This is a genomic window from Hymenobacter cheonanensis (assembly GCF_030581075.1).
GTDB lineage: Bacteria > Bacteroidota > Bacteroidia > Cytophagales > Hymenobacteraceae > Hymenobacter.
This window is the reverse complement of sequence record NZ_JAUQSW010000008.1, coordinates 92,892-111,813: the sequence shown is the minus strand read 5'-3', so window position 1 is coordinate 111,813 and position 18,922 is coordinate 92,892. Positions and strand designations below refer to the sequence as shown.

General features: G+C 60.3%; 13 protein-coding genes. 6 read left to right on the top strand and 7 right to left on the bottom strand.

From position 1 onward, the window contains the following. Positions 1-66: 66 nt before the first annotated feature. Entirely contained in the window at positions 67-1,698 is a 1,632-nt protein-coding gene (locus Q5H89_RS15640; RefSeq protein WP_305020281.1) for a SulP family inorganic anion transporter, read from the top strand. A 60-nt stretch (positions 1,699-1,758) separates the two neighbouring features. Further along, complete coding sequence (locus tag Q5H89_RS15635) at positions 1,759-2,550, top strand: carbonic anhydrase (RefSeq protein WP_369810667.1); 792 nt, start codon at positions 1,759-1,761, stop codon at positions 2,548-2,550. Positions 2,551-2,613: 63 nt separating this feature from the next. On the opposite strand, the gene Q5H89_RS15630 is transcribed toward Q5H89_RS15635, so the two are convergent. The 3 genes from Q5H89_RS15630 to Q5H89_RS15620 form a co-directional block, all read right to left on the bottom strand. Then, a complete protein-coding gene (locus Q5H89_RS15630; RefSeq protein ID WP_305020280.1) occupies positions 2,614-3,582 on the bottom strand; it encodes a hypothetical protein in 969 nt (322 codons plus the stop codon). 35 nt (positions 3,583-3,617) lie between these two features. After that, entirely contained in the window at positions 3,618-6,296 is a 2,679-nt protein-coding gene (locus tag Q5H89_RS15625; RefSeq protein WP_369810671.1) for a DNA gyrase/topoisomerase IV subunit A, read from the bottom strand. Positions 6,297-6,800: 504 nt separating this feature from the next. Next, entirely contained in the window at positions 6,801-8,714 is a 1,914-nt protein-coding gene (locus Q5H89_RS15620; RefSeq protein ID WP_305020278.1) for a DNA topoisomerase IV subunit B, read from the bottom strand. A gap of 228 nt (positions 8,715-8,942) precedes the next feature. Here Q5H89_RS15620 and Q5H89_RS15615 point away from each other — a divergent pair, with 228 nt between their 5' ends. The 3 genes from Q5H89_RS15615 (at position 8,943) to Q5H89_RS15605 (ending at position 12,366) form a co-directional block, all read left to right on the top strand. After that, entirely contained in the window at positions 8,943-10,187 is a 1,245-nt protein-coding gene (locus Q5H89_RS15615; RefSeq protein WP_305020277.1) for an AI-2E family transporter, read from the top strand. Positions 10,188-10,296: 109 nt separating this feature from the next. Then, a complete protein-coding gene (locus Q5H89_RS15610) occupies positions 10,297-10,758 on the top strand; it encodes a ferritin-like domain-containing protein (RefSeq protein ID WP_305020276.1) in 462 nt (153 codons plus the stop codon). A 126-nt stretch (positions 10,759-10,884) separates the two neighbouring features. Beyond that, entirely contained in the window at positions 10,885-12,366 is a 1,482-nt protein-coding gene (locus tag Q5H89_RS15605) for an exonuclease domain-containing protein (protein ID WP_305020275.1), read from the top strand. A 15-nt stretch (positions 12,367-12,381) separates the two neighbouring features. Here the strand turns inward: Q5H89_RS15605 and Q5H89_RS15600 are convergent, their stop codons facing one another. The 4 genes from Q5H89_RS15600 to sdaAB all read right to left on the bottom strand — a co-directional run bounded on the left by Q5H89_RS15600 (position 12,382) and on the right by sdaAB (position 17,252). Further along, positions 12,382-13,245, bottom strand: coding sequence for a phosphatase PAP2 family protein (locus Q5H89_RS15600; RefSeq protein ID WP_305020274.1), 864 nt, complete (start codon positions 13,243-13,245; stop codon positions 12,382-12,384). A 73-nt stretch (positions 13,246-13,318) separates the two neighbouring features. Then, complete coding sequence (locus Q5H89_RS15595; RefSeq protein ID WP_305020273.1) at positions 13,319-14,728, bottom strand: efflux RND transporter periplasmic adaptor subunit; 1,410 nt, start codon at positions 14,726-14,728, stop codon at positions 13,319-13,321. Between the two features lie 143 nt (positions 14,729-14,871). Then, complete coding sequence (locus tag Q5H89_RS15590; protein WP_305020272.1) at positions 14,872-16,413, bottom strand: TolC family protein; 1,542 nt, start codon at positions 16,411-16,413, stop codon at positions 14,872-14,874. A gap of 161 nt (positions 16,414-16,574) precedes the next feature. Next, complete coding sequence (gene sdaAB / locus Q5H89_RS15585; protein WP_305020271.1) at positions 16,575-17,252, bottom strand: L-serine ammonia-lyase, iron-sulfur-dependent subunit beta; 678 nt, start codon at positions 17,250-17,252, stop codon at positions 16,575-16,577. Positions 17,253-17,434: 182 nt separating this feature from the next. Here sdaAB and Q5H89_RS15580 point away from each other — a divergent pair, with 182 nt between their 5' ends. Then, positions 17,435-18,430 carry a tryptophan 2,3-dioxygenase family protein gene (locus Q5H89_RS15580; protein ID WP_305020270.1) on the top strand — a complete coding sequence of 332 codons (996 nt, stop codon included), beginning with the start codon at positions 17,435-17,437 and terminating at the stop codon, positions 18,428-18,430. Positions 18,431-18,922: the final 492 nt, after the last annotated feature.

Genomic DNA, 18,922 nt, shown 5'->3' with positions numbered 1-18,922 from the left:
TCGTATTCTTGTGTCCCTATTCCCGCCCTAGCGGCTCGTCAGCCACTGCTTTTTATGCCCACTTCTATGCCTCAGGTCACTTCTATTCCGAGCCGCACTGGTGCGCCGGTAGCGCCCACGGGCGGAGTAGCTACTCCGCCCCCACCCAGCCGGTTTAGCACGCTGGGGCAAGATGCGCCGGCGGGGCTAGTGGTGTTTCTGGTGGCGCTGCCGCTGTGCCTGGGTATTTCGCTGGCGTCGGGGGCACCGCTGCTGGCGGGCATGGTGGCGGGCATCGTGGGCGGGCTGGTGGTGAGCGTGCTCAGCGGCTCGGCCGTGAGCGTGAGCGGGCCGGCGGCCGGCCTCACGGTAGTGATGCTGTCGGCCATTTCCACGCTGGGGTCGTGGCCGGCGGTGCTAGCGGCTACGGTGGTAGCGGGCGGCATTCAGCTGTTGCTAGGGGTGGCGCGGGCGGGTATCATTGCCCTGTACTTTCCGGCGGCCGTTATTCGGGGCATGCTGGCGGCCATTGGTATTATCCTGATTTTAAAGCAGCTCCCCCACTTTGTGGGTGCCGACACCGACTATTTCGAGGACATGGACTTTTTGCAGTTCAATGGCCTGAACACGTTCTCGGCCCTGGGGGCGGCCCTGCGGCATATCAGCCCGGGCTCGGTGCTGATTGGCGCATCATCGCTGGTGCTGCTCTTGCTCTGGGACAGCCCGCCGGTGCGCCGGCAGCCCTGGGCGCGGCTGGTGCCGGGGGCGCTGGTAGTGGTGCTGTCGGCCGTGGCCCTCAACCACCTGCTGCGCACCGTGGCCCCCGACTGGCAGGTGCGCCCGCAGCACCTGGTGAAGCTGCCCGTGGTAACGTCGCTCGCCCAGCTCACGAGCGAGATGACGTTTCCCGATTTCAGCGCGTTGCGCCGCCCGGCTACCTACGGCGTGGCCTTCACCATTGCCATTGTGGCCTCGCTCGAAACGCTGCTCAGCATTGAAGCCGTTGATAACCTCGACCCGCAAAAGCGCCACACGCCCACCAACCGCGAGCTGCTGGCCCAGGGCGCCGGCAACATTCTCAGCGGCTTGCTCGGCGGGCTGCCGCTCACGGCGGTTATCGTGCGCTCGTCGGCCAATATTGCGGCGGGCGGCCAAACCAAGCTAGCTGCTTTCCTCCACGGCATTCTGCTGCTGGTGAGCTTGTTATTCTTAGGCAAAGTCCTGAATATGATACCGCTGGCGGCCCTGGCGGCGGTGCTGCTGCTGGTGGGCTTCAAGCTGACCAAGCCAGCGCTCTACCGCCAGCAGTGGCGGCTGGGCTGGGCGCAGTTTGGGCCGTTTATCATCACCATTGCGGCGGTGCTGTTCACCGATTTACTTAAGGGCGTGAGCATTGGGCTGGTGCTAGGCTTCTTCTTCATTCTGAAGGACAACGCTAAGGCCGGCTCCTACCTGCGGCGCGACGAAACGGCCGATGAGGAATCTGACCTGCTGCACCTGCGCCTGCCCGAGCACGTATCTTTTCTCAACAAAGCCAGTATTGTAACCACCCTTGAGCAGCTGCCCACCGGCAGCCGCGTAGTGCTCGACGGCACCCGCTCCGATGTCATCGACCAGGATGTGCTGGAGGCCATCGAGGCTTTTCGGCAGGCGGCGCCGGCGCGGGGCATTGCCCTGGAGCTGCGCGGCATTAGGCCGGTGGTGCTGGGTGGCCACTAGGCCACCTTATCGGTTTTTCGCTTCGTAATTTTCTTATCTTTTCCGCTTCTTCCCTGCTTTATGGCTGCTACTTCGCTTTCGCGCCCTACCTCTTCCTCGACGGGCATCGCCGATATTCTGGCCAATAACCGCCAGTGGGTGGCGACCAAAAACGCCGAAGACCCCGAGTTTTTCAAGCGCCTGGCCGACGGCCAGAAACCAACCTACCTGTTCATTGGCTGCTCCGACTCGCGGGTGCCGGCCTCGGGCATCACGGGCACGGGGCCAGGCGAGATGTTTGTGCACCGCAACATCGCCAACATGGTGGTGCACGCCGACATGAACCTGCTGAGCGTGCTGCAATACGCCGTAGAAGTGCTAGGGGTGCAGGACATTCTGGTGGTGGGCCACTACGGCTGCGGCGGCGTGGCCGCGGCGGCGGCCAACAAGCAATATGGCCTGATTGACAATTGGCTGGTGAACATCCGCGACGTGGTGCGCCTGCACGAAACCGAGCTGCTGCGCATCACCGACGAAAAGCAGCGCCTGCGCCGCCTTGTGGAACTCAACGTGATAGAGCAGGTGCAAAACCTGACCAAAACCAACATCATCCAGAATGCCATGCGCGGCGATAACCCGCCCCGCCTGCACGGCCTCGTCTATGACATCGCCGACGGCGTGCTCAAGGACCTGCAAGTGAATGCGGCTAACACTATCAGCCGGCTAGCCCACATTTACAGCACCGAGGTGAAGCCGCTGGCCGATGCCGGCCAAGCGCCCGAGCCGCCCACCAAAGAGGAAGATTCGAGCAGCTACGAAGGTCCGCAGCACGACCCTGGCCAGCAATCGACCCCGGAGCTAGCCACCGCCTGAGCGGGCTAGCTAGCTGATTTTGAACACCACGGCCCGGCTATGATGATAGCCGGGCCGTGGTGTTTATTGGTCATTTGCGCTCGTGGCGGGGCGTGCGGGCAGGTGCTCGTACCAGCGGGCGTGCAGGCGGTCGCGGCGGGCGGCGGCGCGCAGCAGCGGTGGCAGTAGCTGCTGGCACAGGCGGTTCATGGTCAGGTCTTCGCTCGTGTAGGTGGGCAGCTTAATGGCTTCCTGCAGCACGGCAATGGCGCGGCGGCGGCGGCCCTGGTACTTATACATGCGCGCCAGGTCGTAGCAATACTGAATGCGGCCGGGGTCGAGCTGGCGGGCTTTTTCCAGCGCATCCATCGCCTTCTTCGACGTAGCGCCCTGCGGATAACCGCCCAGGAAAATGCGCGAAAACGTTTTTTCGAGCACATTGTAGTGCGCCACGCGGTAGTACCAGCGGCCCAGCAGCTGCCAGGCCTCGGGCAGGTCGGGCCGGCGCTCGGCAGCCAGAAACACGTGCGAGCGCAGCTGTTTGAACAGCCGCAGGCGGTCGCGGGCGCTTATCAACCCGGCCTCGCTGAAGAGGGCTAGCGCCATCGCATAGTTGCTCTCGCCGCCCTCGGGCTGCAAGGCCAGGGCGCGGTCGGCGTACTGGTGGGCGGCGTCGAAATACGCTTTTTTGCGGGTTTCATCCGAGTAGCGGTTGCCGATGCTCACGCTGAGCACGGCGGCCCGCCACAAGCTCTCGTAGTGCTGGCCATTCAGCTTGAGCGCCGCCTGGTACTGGGCCAGCGCCTCCGAGTCCTTGTACTGGCTTTGCAGGCTGGCAGCCTGGCGCAGGTGCTGGCGCAGGGCCACCGAGTCGGGCGCGGGCGAGGCATTAACCTTCGGCTTGGGCCGGGGGCCTAGCTCGGCAGCTTCGGGCGTGGCGGGCGGCGAGGGCTGCGACGTAGTAGTCGATTTCTGCGCCCGGGCCACGGGCAGGCCCCCTAGCCCCCCCAGGCTCAGCATTGCTACTACTACTATCGGGCGAACCACAGCCATAGCGTTATCAACGGGCTAGCCAGCAAGCTAGTGCCTTAAAACAAACCGAGCTGCGCCTTGGGCCGCCGCAGCAGCGCCTGCGACTGCGCCACTTCCTCGTCGGTTATTTCTACGTTCACGTTGGCCGGGGGGGCGGCCTCGGCTTCAGGGCTAGCCTCGCTCCCGCCCTCGGGCTTGGCGGGGCCGCGCTTTTTGGCCTCGCGGCGCACGGGCTCGGGGCCTTCGTCGGTGAGCAGGTTCAGGCCGTGGATTTTGAAGTAATTTAGCTTGTTACCCATTGCCTTCCAGCCTTTTACCTCAATAAACTGGTCTAATCGAATTTTCTCGTTTTCCTTGTCGGCCTTTTTATCACGCTGCACTTTCACTTCCACCTCGGGCTCGGCAAAGGTGCTGGCGGCCAGCAGCTTCGAGCCCTTGCTTTCGGAAATAAACGTAAAGCGCTTATCCAAAGTCGTCGTTTCGATGTGGAAGCGCTTGACGTAGTGCAGCTTGGCTTCGCCATCCACGTACACGGCGCTGACCACCGTATCTGGCTCCAGCTTGCGCAGTATCAAGATGTTAGGCACGTCGAAGTGCGTGGCCGTGGAGGGCGCCGTCAGCTCATACGAGCCATCTTTGTACACCACCAGCACCACGTGCTCGGTATCGAAGGCACCCAGGTAGCGGCCGTGCCCGGTGTGATTGAGCTTGCCTACCACGCTGTCGAAGAACACCTCGCGCCCGCCCAGCGTGCTGTCGCCCAGCGACTTCTGGGTTATTTTCTTAATCGGCTGCTTGGTCACGATGTTGCCCATCGAACCCTTGCCTTTGATGGCCAGCTCGGCAAAATCAAACTCAAACTGCTTGACCCTGGCCGGCGCCTTGTCCGAGAGCTGAATGGCGACGGTTTCGCTTTCCGAGTTAGGATTTGCCGTGAGGTACAGCGTTTTCGTGCCCTTAGTACCCTTGGTGAGGTCATACGCCTTGTCGCGCGTGATGCCCGACACCAGAAAGCGCTTGGCAAAGCTGATGCCGCTAGCCCCGTCCACGTACACCATGTTGTACACCAGCCGGTCGTCGTTCTTATTATAGACGCCCACGTGCAGAATGTCCTTGCCCACGAAGGTCTTCTCCGCAATTTTGGTCACCACAAACGTGCCGTCGCGCTTGATGGCGATGATGTCGTCGAGGTCCGAGCAGTCGCAGATAAACTCGTCTTTCTTCAGGCCGTAGCCCACGAAACCATCCTGGCGGTTCACGTAGAGCTTCTGGTTGGCGATGGCCACTTTCTGGGCCGTCACCACATCGAAGGTGCGCAGCTGGGTTTTGCGCCCGCGCTTCTCGCCATACTTTTTCAGCAGGCTTTCGAAATACCCAATGGCGTAGCGCGTGAGATTGGCCAGGTTGTCGGCCACCTCGGCTAGCTCGGCGTCGAGCTTCTGAATATATTCCTCGGCCTTGAAGCCGTCGTATTTCGAGATGCGCTTGATGCGGATTTCGGTCAGGCGCGTGAGGTCGTCCTCGCTCACCGGGCGCCGGATAACGAGGCGCGTATCGCTAGTCTTCATTTTCTCGCCTTCCACCCGCACAAACTTCCTGAGGCCCGCGTCGATGGTTTCAAGAATCTGCTCCCAGGTTTCGCACTCCTCTATTTTGCGGTAGATGCGGTTTTCGATGAAAATCTTCTCCAGCGAAGCGCTGTGCCACTTTTCCTCTAGTTCCTGCTGCCTGATTTCCAGTTCACGCTCCAGCAGGCGCACGGTTTTGCCGGTGCTCAGGCGCAGCATGTCCTCCACACCCACGAAGCGCGGCTTGTCGTCGATGATGACGCAGGTATTGGGCGAAATCGAAATTTCGCAGTCCGTGAAGGCGTACAGCGCGTCGATGGTGAGGTCGGGGCTGATGCCAGGCGGCAGCTGCACCTGAATCTCCACCTCGGCAGCGGTATTGTCTACTACCTTCTTAATCTTGATTTTATTCGCCTCGCTCGCCTTCACAATGCTCTCCATGAGCGCCGTGGTGGTGGTACCGTACGGAATGTCGCGGATGATGAGCAGCGTCTTGTCAATCTTCTCAATCGTGGCCCGCAGCCGGATTTTGCCGCCCCGCTGCCCACTCTGGTAGTTGCTGATATCGGCCAGGCCGCCCGTCGGGAAGTCGGGGTAGAGCCGGAATTCGCGCTTGCGCAGCACGTCGATGCTCGCCTGGCACAGCTCGCGAAAGTTGTGCGGCATAATCTTGGTGCTCAGGCCCACGGCAATGCCTTCCACGCCCTGCGCCAGCAGTAAAGGAAACTTTACGGGCAGCGTGGTGGGCTCGCGCTTGCGGCCATCGTAGCTCATCTGCCACTCCGTAATGTCGGGGTTGAACACGACTTCGAGGGCAAACTTGCTGAGGCGCGCCTCGATGTAGCGCGGCGCGGCCGCCGAGTCGCCGGTGCGCACGTCGCCCCAGTTGCCCTGCGTTTCGATGAGCAGGTCTTTCTGGCCCAGGTTCACCATTGCGTCGCCGATGCTGGCATCGCCGTGCGGGTGGTACTGCATGGTTTGGCCAATCACGTTAGCCACCTTGTTGAAGCGGCCGTCGTCCATCTCGTTCATGGCGTGCAGGATGCGCCGCTGCACGGGCTTCAGACCGTCTTCCACGGCGGGCACGGCCCGCTCCAGAATCACATAGCTAGCGTAGTCCAGAAACCAGTTCTGGTACATGCCGCGCACGTTGTTGAGGTCGTGAATGACCTCGCCGGGGGCAAACTTACTTTCTTCCTCCGCCTCTTCGGCCGCTTCCTGGGGCGAGTCGGGCTCGGCTTCCGTCTCCGTAAAGTCTTCGTCAACAAGCTCTTCCTCTGCTCCAAACAGTGTTTCGGCTACCTGCTGCGTGGCGGCGTGGGCCAGGGCTTCGTCGGCAGCATCCAGGTCGGGCGGAGCCGCAGCGCTCAAGTCAAAGCTTAGCGAGTCGCCCGGCTGCAAGTAGTCGGGTTCGGAAGCATCGGGTGCGGTAGAGTCAAAAATAGCCACAGGAAAAAACGTAAAATCGGCAAGCTGCCGTCAAAAGTACCGTAAAAATTGGCGCTAAGCACCATTTTAGCAAGGCTGCCCCCCAGCAGAAAGTTCCCAATAATATTAGCCAACCCGCAACCGGCAGAGACTAAACCAACTGGTAAAAACCCCGACGGGTGCGCGAAAAGCCCCCGCCCGGTAAGCGGACAGGGGCAGTAATTTCGGGGCTAGCCGACGCACTTACGCCAGCGCGATTTCGGCCACCGGCAGCACGTCGCTCGTCACCAGGTCTTTTTCCAGGCGCAGGTTGTCGATGATGAATTCCTGGCGGGCAGGCGTATTCTTACCCATGTAGTAGGCCAGCACCTGCTGAATGGAGCGGTCGGATTGCAGAATGACGGGCTCCAGCTTGATGTTCTCGCCAATGAACTTGCCGAACTCGTCGGGCGAAATCTCCCCTAGCCCCTTAAAGCGCGTTACCTCGGGGTTGCGGCCCAGCTTGCGCATGGCCTCCTGCTTTTCGCTTTCGTTGTAGCAGTAGATGGTTTCCTTCTTGTTGCGCACCCGGAACAGCGGCGTTTCGAGAATGTACACGTGGCCGTTGCGCACCAAATCGGGGAAGAACTGAAGGAAGAACGTGAGCAGCAGCAGCCGGATGTGCATACCATCCACGTCGGCATCGGTGGCCACTACCACGCGGTTGTAGCGCAGGCCTTCGAGGCCTTCCTCAATATTGAGGGCGTGCTGCAAGAGGTTAAATTCCTCGTTCTCATACACAATTTTCTTCTTGAGGCCGAAGCAGTTGAGCGGCTTGCCGCGCAGGCTGAACACGGCTTCCAGCTCCACGTTGCGGCTCTTGGTGATGCTGCCGCTGGCCGAGTCGCCCTCCGTAATGAAGAGCGTAGTGAGCTGTTCTTTTTCGGCGCCATCCTTCACATTTTCGCCCAAGTGGAAGCGGCAGTCACGCAGCTTGCGGTTGTGCAAGTTGGCCTTTTTGGCGCGCTGGTTGGCTAGCTTTTTCACGCCGGCCATATCCTTGCGCTCGCGCTCACTCTGTTCGATGCGCTTGCGCAACGCCTCGGCGGCTAGCGGGTTTTTGTGGAGGTAGTTATCGAGATGTTCCTTCACAAAGTCCAAAATGAAGCCGCGCACCGTGCGGCTGCCCTCCGGCTCCATATTGATGCTACCCAGCTTGGTCTTGGTCTGGCTCTCAAACACGGGCTCTTGCACCCGTATTGAAATCGCGCCAATAATACTGGCCCGGATATCGGCCGCGTCGTATTCCTTTTTATAATGCTCGCGCACGGTCTTTACCACCGCCTCGCGCAGGGCTGCCAAGTGGGTGCCGCCCTGGGTGGTGTACTGGCCATTCACAAACGAGTAATACTCCTCGCCGTAGTCGTTGCCGTGGGTGAGGGCTAGCTCGATGTCTTCGCCTTTGAGGTGAATGATGTCGTAGCGGCGGGTATCGGCGTCGGTTTTATCGCGCAGCAGGTCGAGCAGACCATTATCTGACACGAACTTCTGCCCGTTGTAGTAGATGGTGAGGCCCGCGTTGAGATAGCAGTAGTAGCGAATCTGGTTTTCGAGAAACTCCGGGATGAAGCGGTAATTCTTGAAAATCGTATCGTCGGGCTGGAAGGTAATGAGCGTACCGTTGCGCTGGCTGGTTTTGATGGGCGCCGGGTCGTTCAGCAGCTGGCCCTGCGAGAACTCGGCCGCCTTGAGCTGGCCTTCGCGCACGCTCTGCACTACAAAGCTGCTGCTGAGCGCATTCACGGCCTTGGTACCCACCCCGTTGAGGCCCACCGACTTCTGAAAAACCTTGCTGTCGTACTTGCCGCCGGTGTTGATTTTGCTCACCACATCCACCACTTTGCCCAGCGGAATGCCCCGGCCGTAGTCGCGCACCTGCACCCGGCTTTCTGAGATTTTAATCTCGATGGTGCGGCCGTAGCCCATCACGTGCTCGTCGATGCAGTTATCAATTACTTCCTTGACCAGCACATAAATACCGTCGTCGTAGGCCGAGCCATCACCGAGCTTGCCGATGTACATGCCCGGCCGCAGGCGAATGTGCTCGCGCCAGTCGAGCGAGCGGATACTGTCTTCGTTGTAGTTGTGGGCGGGGGCAACGGGTAGGGTGGCACTCATAAGAATAATTCGGGATGGGCCCAATGGCCAGGTAAAATAACGCCAAAAATAGCAGCTCGCCCGCATTCACTCAGCCAGCCAACTTAGTTTTCTCAGCCAATTTCATTAGCTAACAGCGGGGTGCCTGCCCTGGTTCGCCCTAGCCACGGCCCAACGCGCCGGGCCCGTTTGCGTAAGCGGGCCAACCACCACTGTTTCAATAATTAGCCCCCTAGCTTATCCACCCCAATGTTACCTCCTGCCAATCAGTTTAATACCCCGCGCAACGTACCGTCGCCGACGCTCAATCACGCGCCCGCCCAGGTAAAGCAGTCGCCGATAGTGCACTATTCAATGCTGCTCGTGGGGCTATCGCTGCTCGTATTTGTGCTGCACAAGCTCGACGATTTGTTTCTGCCGCTCATCTACGCAATTCTGCTGTCGCTGCTGCTCATGCCGTTCGTGACGAAGCTCGAGAAGTGGAAGTGGCCGCGGATACTCGCCATCGCAACGGCCATTCTGGTAGTTTTGGTAAGCATCGTGCTCCTGTTCGGCTTTTTTGGTATGCAGATAGTGGATTTGCGCAGTGAGCTGCCCCTTATTCAGGAAAAGCTAGGGGTCCTTTTTGACCAAACGCAGCAGCAGCTAGCCCAGAAGTTTCACTTCAAGCCCATGAGCCACGAGCAGGTAATCGACAGCTCGCTTGATGCCGTGCAGAAGCAAGGCAGTAAGTACCTGACTTCCACGCTAAGTACCACGCTGGGCGTGCTGAGCACCGTGACGCTGGTGCCTATTTACATCTTTTGCTTTTTGTATTACCGCGACCACCTGCGGCAGTTCATGTTCCGCTTTGTGGAGCCCGACAAGCGCACCACAGTGCTGCACACCGTCGATAATATTCAGCACGTAGTGCAGGGCTATATGACTGGCTTGCTGACGGTTATCGCCGTAGTGTCGGTAATGAATGCCGTAGGGCTGCTGCTGCTGGGCGTGAAGTATGCCCTGTTTTTCGCCGTTTTTGCCTCGGTGTTGGCAGTCATTCCCTACATCGGTATCACGGTGGGCTCTATTATTCCGGCCCTCATCACGTTTGTCGAAACTGGCTCGGTGGCCCACGGGCTAGGGGTAATTGGCGTGTTTATGTTCGTGCAGGTTATTTCCGACAACATCCTCTCGCCCCTCATCACGGCCTCGAAAGTGAGCCTAAACCCGCTCACGGCCATTATTGCCCTCATTTTGGGCGCACAGCTGTGGGGCACCCCGGGTATGATTTTGAGCGTGCCGCTATCGGCCGTTATCAAGGTGGTGCTCGATGCCAACAAAAACACCGAGGCCTGGGGCTTTTTGCTGGGTGATGTGAGCGACGGCGAAACCACCACGAAAGACCCCAGCGACGACCGGGGCTTCCTGGCCAAGCTCTGGGACCAGGTGCGCGGCAAGCGCCCGCCACTAGCCCCCGAGCCGCAGCTGCCGCGCATGCCCGGCGTCCGCTAGGCCAGATTAGGCACGCAACCCTGGCCGGGCAGTTACGCGTATAGCCCGCAGCTGCCAGCTAGTATCTGGCATTCTTTCCTTTCCACAACTTCCCTAAGCTTTAGAAATCATGGCTAACGAAACCATCTCCCGCGCCCTTACCGACATCCTCAACCTGAACCGCACTTCGGTAAAAGGCTACCAGGAAGCTGCTGAAGAAGTAAAAAGCGCTGACCTTAAGTCGAAGCTGAGCGAGTTTTCGCAGCAGCGTGCTGGCTTTGTGTCAGACCTCGAAGGCTACGCCAAGCAATATGGCATCGATGCCAAAGATGATAACACGATTGAGAGCCTGGCCACCGATGCCGCCGCCGCCGTGCACCGCGGTTGGATTAATATTAAGTCGGCCATCACGGGTCAAAACGATTCGGCCGTGCTCGAGGCTGCCGAAACCGGCGAGGCTTCGGCCCTGAAAGCCTACGAAACGGTGCTGTCGTCGAACGACGTGCCGGCCGGCGCCAAAACCGTATTCCAGCAGCAGCACGATGCCATTCTGCAAGCCAAAAACTGGCTGACCCAGAACAAGAGCAAGTAATTGCTAGCCTCTTAAGAAGCGAAAAGGCCCGCCGGAGCAATCCGGCGGGCCTTTTTTTGCGGCCGGGCGGCAACTAACCCCGTCCCTAACTTTGTTAGCACTGCTCGCCCTCCTACTCCTGCGCTTTTGTACGCCATCATTGACCTTGAAACCACCGGCGGCCAGCCGGCCAACGACCGCATTACGGAGCTTGCCATCTTCGTGCACGACGGCCAGCGGGTGGTTGACTCCTACACTACGCTCATCAATCCCGGCCGGGCCATTCCGCCCTTCATCACCCAGCTCACGGGCATTACCAACGACATGGTATCCGATGCGCCGCGCTTTCACGAAGTGGCCCGCAAAGTGGTGGAAATGACCGAGGGCTGCGTGTTTGTGGCCCACAACGTGCGGTTTGATTATTCTTTTCTGAAGAAAGAGTTTGCTGACCTGGGCTACAACTACTCGCGCAAAACGCTGTGCACGGTGCGCCTGAGCCGCTCGCTCATCCCGGGGCAGCCTAGCTACAGCCTCGGCAAGCTGTGCCAGAATATTGGTATTCCGCTCGAAGGGCGGCACCGCGCCGCCGGCGACGCCGAGGCCACGGCCATCCTCTTCGACCGCCTCCTCAAAATAACCCAGGCCAGCGACGCCCAGGAGGCCAGCGATGCCGACGCCCTGGCTAGGGTAGATGCCCTGGCCCCCGCTGGCCGCAGCGCCACCGCCCCGGAAAAAAAGCCCAGCCCGCGGCGCGTGGCCGCCATGGCCCAGGCCATCAAAACGGCCCTGCTGCCGCCGCTCATCACCCCCGAAAAAGTGGCCTCGCTGCCCCAGGAAACGGGCGTGTATTACTTCCACAACGAGGCTGGCGAGGTTATCTACGTGGGCAAAAGCATCAACATTTACAAGCGCATTCAGCAGCACTTTGCGGTCGATGTAAAATCGCGCAAGAGCCTGGATTTCAAGAATTCCATCGCCGACATTACCTGGGAGCTGACGGGCTCGGAGCTGGTGGCGCTGCTCTACGAGTCGCACCTCATCAAGCAGCTCAAGCCGGCGTATAACCGGGCGCAGCGGCGCTCGGTGTTCCCGGCCGGCATCTACCTCAAAACCGACGACAACGGCTACAAGTGCCTGTACTACGGCCGCGCCGACGCCCGCAATTCGGAGATTCCCATCATCGCACTTGGCAATCAGTACAAGGCGCAAGGCTTTCTCTACCACAAGGTTGCCAAGTACAACCTATGCCAAAAGCTGTGCGGACTTTATAAAACCCAGGGCGCGTGCTTCGACTACCAGGTGCACCGCTGCCAGGGCGCCTGCGTGGGCCAGGAAGCCCCCGAAACCTACAACCTGCGCGTAGATGCCGCCATCGACAGTATTACGTATGAACACGAGTCGTTCGTGGTAATCGGCCCCGGCCGCCGCGCCGAGGAGAAGTCTTTAGTCGTGATTGAGAACGGCCGCTACGTAGGCTTCGGCTACGTGGATGAGACATTTACGGCGCGCAAGCTGCGCGATTTTCGCGACGCGGTGCAGCCCTACGCCGATAACAAGGATGTGCAGCAGATTATCCGCAACCACGTGCGTACCAAGCGCAAAGGCGAGCAGGTGAAGGTGTTTGGCTAGCAGGAAAGCAGTGGGCTACCTGGCCTGCCAGCTCAGGTACACCCCTAGCCCATTGCCGGGCAGCATGGTGGGGCTGAGCTGCCACTCGCCCTTAGCTGGTAGTGGCGGGGCTAGCCCCACGCCGGGCCGGTCGGCAGGGTGGCGGCCCCAGCGGTGGCGGTGGCTGAGGTAAGCCAGGTGCGCGGCCAGAATGCCGTAGCCCGCGCCCGCAAACACGTCCGATTCCCAGTGCTTGTTGTTCAGCATCCGAAAGGCGCCCACGGTGGTGGCCACGGCGTAGGCACCCACGCCGTACCACTGGCTTTTATCGCGCAGCTCGGTGTGCACAATGCTGGCGGCCAGAAACGCCTGCGCCGTGTGGCCCGACGGAAACGAGCGGTAATCAGAGCCATCGGGCCGCAGGTGGTGGGTGGCGCGCTTGGTTATTTCGACCATGCCCAGCATCAGCAGCTCCGATTTGGCTACGATGAGCGCCAGGTTCACCCGGTCGTTGCGGCCATCTACGCCAAAGGCCAGCACGGCCCCCAGTTCGAGGTAGGGCGCGTACTGCCCGTAGTCGTCGAGGTGGCTGCTGAAGTTGGGAAAGTTGCGCTGCAAGTCGGCCTGGGCCCGGCGCGAGGAATAAAACCCGTGGTCGTCGTACACGCTGATACCGTAGCCAATGAGCACGGCCGGCACCACGCTGGCCCGCACCAGCTTGCTCCGGTACCAGGGCTGGCGCGCAACACCAACCGGCGTTTGGTACTTGTGCAGCGTGGTGTCGGCGGCCGGGGGCAGCGTTTGGGCGTGCGCCAGCCCACCCGCACAACTTAGGCCTAGCACTACTATTTGCCCACGCATTGCCCGCACTCCCGACCTGAAACGAGTAGAAAACCCCATAGTAAAAACAAAAAAGAGCGGACCAACTTACGTCGGCCCGCTCTTACGCAAAACGAAGCAAATGGGCTATGCCCTACTTGCCTCCGTTGTCGGCCAAGGCCTCCTTGCTGAGGCTAGCGGCATCTTTCACCACCACGTTGGCGCCGTCTTTCAGCGTTTTCGACACGGCCCGGAACGGGCCGCTGGCCACCTGCGTGCCCGCCGGAATACCGCTCACAATTTCAATATTCTGAAAGTCGCTGATGCCGGTTTTAACGGGCGTCAGCACGGCTTTGCCATTTTTTACTACAAATACTACCTCTTGAATGGTCGCCTTGGGCGCCGGCTTATTAGCATCGACCACCTGGGCCGTGCCCGTAGCCCGGCCGCCGGGGCCACCGCGGCCGCCAGCAGCTTCCGTTTTGGCAGCGGCCGAGTCCGAGCGGGTCGTCACGGCGGCCAGCGGCACGCTCAGCACGCCGCTCTTGCGGTCGGCAATGATGTCGACCGAGGCCGTCATGCCCGGCCGGAAGGGCACTGTAACGTGCCCGTTGGCACCAGTTTTCACAAGGTGCTTATAGCTGTCGGGCAGCAGGCGCACGCGCACCTCAAACTCGGTCACGGCTTCGGCCGTGAGCGCGTCCTTGGCCGTGTTGGCGATGGCCGTCACGATGCCCTTAAACTTCTCGTTTTGCGTGGTGTAGGAGTCCACTTCCACATCGGCCGAGTCGCCGAGCTGCACCCGGATAATATCGTTCTCGTTTACGCTCACCCGCACCTCCATATTGTTGAGGTTGGCAATGCGCATGATTTCGGTGCCCGCCATCTGGGTGGTACCCACCACGCGCTCACCCTTCTTCACGTTCAGCTTGCTGACCGTGCCGCTCACCGGCGCGTAAATGGTGGTTTTGTTGAGGTTTTTCTGGGCTTCCTGCAAGCCAGCCTGGGCCGAGCGCACAGTGCTCTGGGCCGCCGTAATCTGCGCCCGAATGGCCTTTAGCTGCTCCTGCGACGCATTGTACGCGGCCTGAGCGGCCTCGTAGTCCGACTGCGAAATCACCTTTTGCTTGTACAGCGAAGCCTGGCGGCGGTAGGTAAGCTCGGTTTGCCTGGCGTTGGCAGTCTGCTGCTCCAGCTGGGCCTGGGCCTGGCCCACGTTGGCGCGCTGGGTGCCCACGGCGGCACTCTGCTGGCTCACCATGGCCAGGTAGTTATCGGGCCGAATGCGCAATAGCAGCTGGCCTTTCTTTACCGAGTCACCCTCCTGCACATACAGCTCAATGATTTCGCCCGATACGTCGGGCGAGATTTTCACCTCGGTTTCGGGCTGCACTTTACCCGAGGCACTCACCTTTTCCACAATGGTGGCCGGGCCGGCCGTAGCGGCCGTAATCTCGGTGCCGGTGGGCTTGCCTAGCCAGCCCTTTTTCTTGGCCACCGTGTAGCCCCCGATGAGCACCACTACCAGAACGGCCAGAATGATAATGAGTCGATTATTCTTCATAAAACAGGTCTGTCATGCTTATCCGGCGTCCGCTTGCCGAAGCATCTTGCGTGCAGCAGTAATCTTAAGGGGAGGAATGATGCCCGCGAACTGCTTCGGCGAGCGGACGCCAGATAAGCAGGACGGGTAGTTTTTGGTGCGGCCTACAGCGCCAGCGGCTTGCCCTGATAAAAGTCCAGCACTTTGCGGCGGAAAATAAACGTGTACTTGGCTTGCAACTGATTGGAAACCGCGTAGTTGAGGTTATTCTTGGCGACATTAAACTCCGTGCCGCTAAGCAAACCGTTGTTGAAGCGAATTTCGGAGTTGCGCTGGGTGAGGGTGAGCGCAGCCACCTGGCGCTTGGCGGCGGCGTATTGCAGCTGGGCGGCGCGGGCATCGGCGTAGGCCTGCTCAATGCTCTGGCGCAGCGTGAGGCGGGCCTGCTCGGCCTGGAGCTGGGCCTGCTCGGCGGCAATAATGGTGCGCTGCACGTTGGTGCGCACCTGCAAGCCGTTGAGAATGGGCACGCTAAGCGCAAACTGCACCTGCTGGCCCAGGTTCTGGTTGAGCTGGTCCCAGTAGCCCTGGGGCAGGCTCGTTACGTTGCGCTGGTAAGTTATCACGTTCAGCGGCGTGAGCGGCGCGCCCGGCGTGCCGGGGTTTTGAACGAAGAAGGTGGTGCGCCGGGCCGTCGAATCGCCGCCAACCTGCGTCACGGTGCGGGCCGACGAAAAACCCGAGAACACACTACCAGCCAGAATCAGGCGCGGGTAGTAGGCCCCGCGCGCCAGGTCGATGGTGCGGCCGGCGCTGAGCACCCGCAGGTCGGCGGCCTTGATTTCGGGCTGGCGGGTGGCCGCCCCCTGGTACACCTCGTTGGTATTCAGCGCCAAGGCGTTTTCCTCGTCGGGGTCAGGCAGGTCAGGCACCTCAATCTGGAAATCGGGGTTAGCGGCCGGGTCCAGGTTGAGCTGTTGCAGCAGGTTGAGGCGGGCAATAGTGGCCTGGTTTTGCGCGGTGGTCACGTTCAGCTCGTCGGTAGCCAGCTGGCTCTGGCTGTCGACCAAGGTACTTTCCGGAATGCTGCCGGCTTGCAGCAGCAGCTTGGTGCGGGCAATCTGCTCCTGGTCGCGCTGCACGTAAAACTGGTTGGCGCGCACCAGCTCCTGGGCCAGCACCAGCTGCAAAAACAACGAAGCCACGTTGAGGCTCAGGTCGTTGCGGGCCTTCTGCACATCGGCCTCGCTAGCCTGCAGGTCGAGGGCATTGCGCCGAATGGTATTGCGCAGTTGAAAACCCTGGAACAGCACCAATTGCGAGTTGCCCGAGAAGTTATTAGAGCGCACCGTCTGGCTCTGAAACTGATAAGTAAGCGGGTTAACGCTGGTACCGTACTGCCAGGCCTGCGACGCACTCAGGTTGGCCGTAGGCAGCAGCGCTGCCTTGCTCTGGCGCAAAACCTGGGCGTTATTAAGCACCGTGAGCTGGTTGATGCGCACCCCAATATTATGCGCCAGGGCATAGTCGATGGTGCGCTGAAGGCCCCATGGCCCGGTTGCGGCGGCGGCGGGGCTAGCCAGCGCGGCGGCCGGGGCCGAAGCCGGGCGGGCCGGCTGGGTAGTTTGGGCCGCCAGCGGGCTGGCAGCTACCAAGCTGGCCAGGCCCAGCGCGGCCCGGAGCAGGCGGGTACTTAGTGCAGTCATAGAAAGGATAAAGAGCTGGGCGTATTCACTCAACGGAGGCTAGCGACTAGCTAAAACGTGGCAGGCCTGCAAATATTTCTCGCAGTAATCGGCCGGCCGGGGCCGGGCATTACAGGCCTTCACCCTATTTTCACCGTTTGGCTGGGCGAAAGTAGGAAGCCTTAGTCCAGCGTAGGAATGTAGGTGATGCGCTGCACCCACTTGAGGTGGCGTAAGTACCCTAGCGTGAGGTCGTTGATGGGGCTATCCATTTCGATAAATTGCCGGGCGGCCTCGTTTTTACCCTTGCGCGACACAAACATGGTGGCAATGTTGCAATCGTCGTGGGCAATCACGGAGGCAATGAAGGCAATGGAGCCCGGCACATCGTTCGCATCCACAATGAGCGTGTGCAGCGCGCCCGAGAAGTCGCAGCCAAAGCCATCTACTTCCACAATGCGAATAACGCCCCCACCCCGGCTCTGGCCGATAACCTCCACGCGGTGGCCGTCGGCGCTGGTCAGGTTGAGCTTTATAGTGTTGGGGTGCAGCGTAGAGGCGTTGCCCACGCTCTGAAACGTATAGGCTAGCCCCGCCTCGGCGGCGTGGTCGAAGGCCGTGCGAATGCGCGTATCGTCGGTGCCGTAGCCCAGCAGCCCGGCCACAATGGCGCGGTCGGAGCCGTGGCCCTCGTAGGTGCGGGCAAACGAGTTGTAGAACGTGATAACCGCCTCGGTGGGCAGCGCGCCCAGAATGCGGATGGCCGCCCGCGCAATGCGCACTACGCCGGCCGTGTGCGACGAGCTGGGCCCTATCATCACGGGCCCTATCATGTCAAAAATGCTGGATTTTTCGGCCACCGGAAAAGGAATTATGAAGTATGCGTTGTGAAGTATGCATTGGCAAAGCGGGCCCGAAACCGGCCCTGCTACCTATTCTCTATCTCATACCGCTCAACGCCCCAAAAGTAGCGGGCTAGCGGCCATTGGCCCGCGCCCGGCTGGCCCTGCCGATATTTGCGGCCCTTATCTCTCCCCCGCCGATGGCTCCTTCGCCCGTTACCGCTGCCTCCGTCGAGGCCGAGTTTTCGCCCGCCGTGCTGGCGCAGCTGCGCCGCCTGCAAGCCCGCTACGCCCCCGATGGCCAGGACCTGGCCGCCTACCTCGAAGGCCTGTACCACGCTGACTACGTGAATTATTGGGACTACATCGCCCTCGACACGCTACTGAGCCTGCAGCGCCCGCTCACGAAGTTTCCGGACGAGAAAATCTTCATCATCTACCACCAGATTACGGAGCTTTATTTCAAGCTCTGCCTGCACGAGTACGAGCAGCTAGGGGCGCTGGCCGAGCCCACCCTCAGCGAGGTGGTGCTGCGCCTGGGCCGCGTAAACCGCTATTTCGAGAACCTCATCGACTCGTTCGACGTGATGGTGGATGGCATGGAGAAGGCGCAGTTTCTGCAATTTCGCATGAGCCTGATGCCGGCCTCGGGCTTTCAGAGCGTGCAGTACCGCTTTATTGAGCTAGCCAGCACCGCCCTCGAAAACCTGGTGCCCGCCGAGAAGCGTCGCCTGCTCGGCGATGCGCCCACCCACGAGGAGTTTATGGGCTGCATCTACTGGCAGGCCGGCGCCACCGTAGAAGAAACCGGCGCCAAGGCCCTGACCCTGGTGGAGTTTGAGCGCAAATACACCCCCGAGCTGGTAGCCCACGCCCGGCACTACGAGCACCGCAATGCCTGGGCCGTGGTGCAGCGCCTGCCCGAGGCCGACCGCCGCCACCCGCGCCTGGTGCGGGCCCTCAAGCAGCTCGATGTGAATGTGAACGTGAACTGGCCGCTCATGCACTATAAGTCGGCGGTACGCTACCTCCAGCGCGACCCTACCGACGTGCCCGCCACCGGCGGCACCAACTGGCGCAACTACCTGCCTCCTAAGTTTCAGCGTCGCATTTTCTACCCCCAACTCTGGACGGCCCAGGAGCTGGAAGAGTGGGGCAAGGGCTGGGTCGAGAAGGTACTGGAGGAGGTGGGCTAGGTATTTCTTGTACACTAGCGCGCGTTTAGCGCAGTGTAACTCGTGCTTTTTTTACGGGGGAGGCTGTGCCGCCCGTAGTACGGGCTAGCCACACTTGGCTGGCTAGGGCGATGCCAGCTTGCCGCTGGCGCGGCAGTGGAGGTATAACCTCCACATCATTGTCGGCACGAGTTACGCTGCGCTAAACTCGCGCCAGTGCAGCGCGATTATTATGAGTTGGTAAACCGCTTCCATTGCATAGTCCAAAACAAAAAACTGTCTTTCCAGAACGTAAACTCGCCCGTAGCTGAATTCCAGTCTTACCTATAGCCAAACGTGTAAAAAAAGTAGCTAACTCTTATTTGAAAATCCATCCAACCGCTTCCATTGTAGTGCTCTTGTCCAATTAATCGATTTATACAAGAAGCAATTGCTACGAAATCTGATGTTGAATACTTATCGGTGGCAGAGATTATCGCTACTGTTGCAGAAACAGCTTCGTATTCTCTCGTC

What these genes read in the sequence shown, in the direction of transcription:
- Q5H89_RS15640 (WP_305020281.1), top strand. Translation starts at nt 67, where the DNA reads ATGCCTCAGGTCACTTCTATTCCGAGCCGCACTGGTGCGCCGGTAGCG.
- Q5H89_RS15635 (WP_369810667.1), top strand. Translation starts at nt 1,759, where the DNA reads ATGGCTGCTACTTCGCTTTCGCGCCCTACCTCTTCCTCGACGGGCATC.
- Q5H89_RS15630 (WP_305020280.1), bottom strand. Translation starts at nt 3,582, where the DNA reads ATGGCTGTGGTTCGCCCGATAGTAGTAGTAGCAATGCTGAGCCTGGGG.
- Q5H89_RS15620 (WP_305020278.1), bottom strand. Translation starts at nt 8,714, where the DNA reads ATGAGTGCCACCCTACCCGTTGCCCCCGCCCACAACTACAACGAAGAC.
- Q5H89_RS15615 (WP_305020277.1), top strand. Translation starts at nt 8,943, where the DNA reads ATGTTACCTCCTGCCAATCAGTTTAATACCCCGCGCAACGTACCGTCG.
- Q5H89_RS15610 (WP_305020276.1), top strand. Translation starts at nt 10,297, where the DNA reads ATGGCTAACGAAACCATCTCCCGCGCCCTTACCGACATCCTCAACCTG.
- Q5H89_RS15600 (WP_305020274.1), bottom strand. Translation starts at nt 13,245, where the DNA reads ATGGGGTTTTCTACTCGTTTCAGGTCGGGAGTGCGGGCAATGCGTGGG.
- Q5H89_RS15595 (WP_305020273.1), bottom strand. Translation starts at nt 14,728, where the DNA reads ATGAAGAATAATCGACTCATTATCATTCTGGCCGTTCTGGTAGTGGTG.
- Q5H89_RS15590 (WP_305020272.1), bottom strand. Translation starts at nt 16,413, where the DNA reads ATGACTGCACTAAGTACCCGCCTGCTCCGGGCCGCGCTGGGCCTGGCC.
- Q5H89_RS15580 (WP_305020270.1), top strand. Translation starts at nt 17,435, where the DNA reads ATGGCTCCTTCGCCCGTTACCGCTGCCTCCGTCGAGGCCGAGTTTTCG.